The organism is Mesorhizobium sp. M7A.F.Ca.US.005.03.2.1, assembly GCF_003997795.1.
Lineage (GTDB): Bacteria > Pseudomonadota > Alphaproteobacteria > Rhizobiales > Rhizobiaceae > Mesorhizobium > Mesorhizobium ciceri.
Window position 1 is genome coordinate 1 of the sequence record NZ_RZRP01000927.1, and the last position, 2,322, is coordinate 2,322.

3 protein-coding genes are annotated in these 2,322 nt (G+C 64.3%); 1 reads left to right on the forward strand and 2 read right to left on the reverse strand.

What is annotated here, in order from left to right; genetic code table 11:
- The first annotated feature begins 102 nt into the window (after positions 1-102).
- Entirely contained in the window at positions 103-876 is a 774-nt protein-coding gene (cobF, locus tag EN991_RS32675) for a precorrin-6A synthase (deacetylating) (RefSeq protein WP_127370287.1), read from the forward strand.
- A gap of 161 nt (positions 877-1,037) precedes the next feature.
- Here the strand turns inward: cobF and EN991_RS32680 are convergent, their stop codons facing one another.
- Positions 1,038-1,379, reverse strand: a complete 342-nt coding sequence (locus EN991_RS32680) for a winged helix-turn-helix domain-containing protein (protein WP_013531026.1) — start codon at positions 1,377-1,379, stop codon at positions 1,038-1,040.
- A gap of 80 nt (positions 1,380-1,459) precedes the next feature.
- On the reverse strand, positions 1,460-2,322 hold an 863-nt coding region (modC, locus tag EN991_RS32685), incomplete at its 5' end, for a molybdenum ABC transporter ATP-binding protein (RefSeq protein WP_127370288.1).

Here is a 2,322-nt window from a genome sequence, read left to right on the forward strand (position 1 = left end):
GTCTGGACACGCGCCTGCGCGGTCTGGACACGCGCCTGCGCGGTCTGGACACGCGCCTGCGCGGTCTGGACTAACGGGTTCCGATCGGGCAGGAGTTCGCCCATGCGCAAGCTTCTCGTCATCGGCATCGGCGCCGGCAATCCCGACCACATGACCGTTCAGGCCATATCAGGCCTGAACCAGGCGGATGTGCTGTTCATTCCCGACAAGGGCGCGAAAAAAAATGAATTGGCCGAACTGCGCCGTCAGATCTGCGACCGCTTCGTCACCAATCCGAAGTCGCGGCGCGTCGAATTCGACGTGCCGGTGCGCGACCTCCCGGTAGAAGATGGTCCGGCGCCCTCCTACCGCTCGACCGTCGATGACTGGCATCAAGCCATCGCCGCCATTTACGAAGGCCTGATCCGCGACGAGATTGCAGGCGACGGCTGCGGCGCCTTCCTGATCTGGGGCGACCCTTCGCTCTATGACAGCGCGTTGCGCATCCTTGAGCGCGTGCGCCTGCGAGGCGATGTGGCGTTCGAGCTTGAGGTCATCCCCGGCATCACCGCCGTCCAGGCACTTGCCGCCAGCCACAAGATGGCGCTGAACCGCATCGGCGATTCCGTCCTCATTACCACCGGCCGCCGCCTGACCGAAGAAGGCATGCCGGACAATGCCGGCAGCGCGGTCGTCCTGCTGGACGGCAAATGCGCCTTCAACACGCTGGCCGACAAGGATGTCGTCATCCATTGGGGCGCCTACCTCGGAACGGAAGACGAGATCACTCTCTCCGGCAGGATCGGTGACATCGGCGCAAAGATCGAAAAAGTTCGAGAGGAAGCCCGTCGGCGGAAGGGCTGGATCATGGACAGCTATTTGCTGCGCAAGCCCTAATAGGAAGGCAATAGGGGAGTAAGGCAATAGGGCAGTAGGTGAATGACGTTTTGTGTTGGAAGACAGCACGCGAATGCCGCCCTACTGCCCTACTGCCCTACTGCCCTACTGCCCTACTGCCCTACTGCCCTACTGCCCTACTGCCCTACTGCCCTACTCCCTCACCCAGCCTCAATCTCCGCCTGCAACGCCTCCATATGCGTCGCTGCCGCGGCCGCCGCCGCGCGCTCGATGGCGCGGAAGCGGCTGACCACTGCCAGGCCGACCGCCGTCAACTGTGCGCCGCCGCCCTTGCGGCCGCCGGTCTGTGCCGCCACCAGCGGCTTGCCGAATACCCGGTTCATGTCCTCGACCAGGTCCCAGGCGTGCTTATAGGACATCTCCATGCCGCGCGCGGCGGCCGAGATGGAGCCGAAGGCGGCGATCTGTTCCAGGAGTTCGATCTTGCCCGGCCCGACGCGCCCGTCGGGATCGAGATTTATCCGCAAGCTCAGCGACGGCATCTTTGCTCTCCGCGGTCACATCCCAACGTCATACTAGAAGCTCCCTGGCGAAACCGCTATTCCAAAAAGACATAGCGGGATCATCCATCCGTCTCGGCGGGCAGGCCGGCGCCGGTGTTCGCCCGATCGAAGCTCACCGTCTTGATCACCGCGAAAACCTTGCCGCCAAGATGAAGCTTCAGCGCCTGCCGCGACTGTTCGGTGATGCGGGCAAGCACGGTTGCGCCATTGCAGTCGATACCGACCTCGACCGCCGGTCCCTCGCCGGGGCTCATCGCGGTAATGGTTCCCGGCAGGATGTTGAGCGCGCTGAGACCCCTCGGCTTTTCGGTGGCGATCATCACATCGCGTGCGCGGATACGGATGCGCACCGGCGTACCTGTCTTCATCGCCAGCTGTGGCACCCGGAGCTCGCCCGCAGCCGAGCCGAGCACGGTCATGCCGAAACTCTCGTCGTGATGCAGCACCTTGGTGTCCAGCACGGCGCCGCCCTCGCCGCGCTCCTCCGCCGGCAACAGGTCGAGCCTTTGCATCACCGCCTCGGTCGGCCCGCTGGCAACGACATTGCCCTGCGCCAGCATCACCACGTCGCTGGCCAGCCGCGCCACTTCGGCGACCGAATGACTGACATAGACGATCGGGATTTTGATCTCGTCGCGCAGCCTTTCGACATAGGGCAGGATTTCGGCCTTGCGCGCCTCGTCGAGCGAGGCCAGCGGTTCGTCCATGAGCAGCAGTCTGGGGCTGGCAAGCAATGCCCGGCCGATCGCCACACGCTGTTTCTCGCCACCTGAGAGCTTTGCCGGCCGCCTGTTCATGAGCGGCCCGATGCCGAGCAGGTCGACGACGGCATCGATATCGGCGTAGCGCTCCGCCGGCGGCGTGAACCAGCGGCCGTAGCGAAGATTGCCGGCAACGCTCAAATGCGGAAACAGCCTTGCGT

What these genes read in the sequence shown, in the direction of transcription:
- cobF (WP_127370287.1), top strand. Translation starts at nt 103, where the DNA reads ATGCGCAAGCTTCTCGTCATCGGCATCGGCGCCGGCAATCCCGACCAC.
- EN991_RS32680 (WP_013531026.1), bottom strand. Translation starts at nt 1,379, where the DNA reads ATGCCGTCGCTGAGCTTGCGGATAAATCTCGATCCCGACGGGCGCGTC.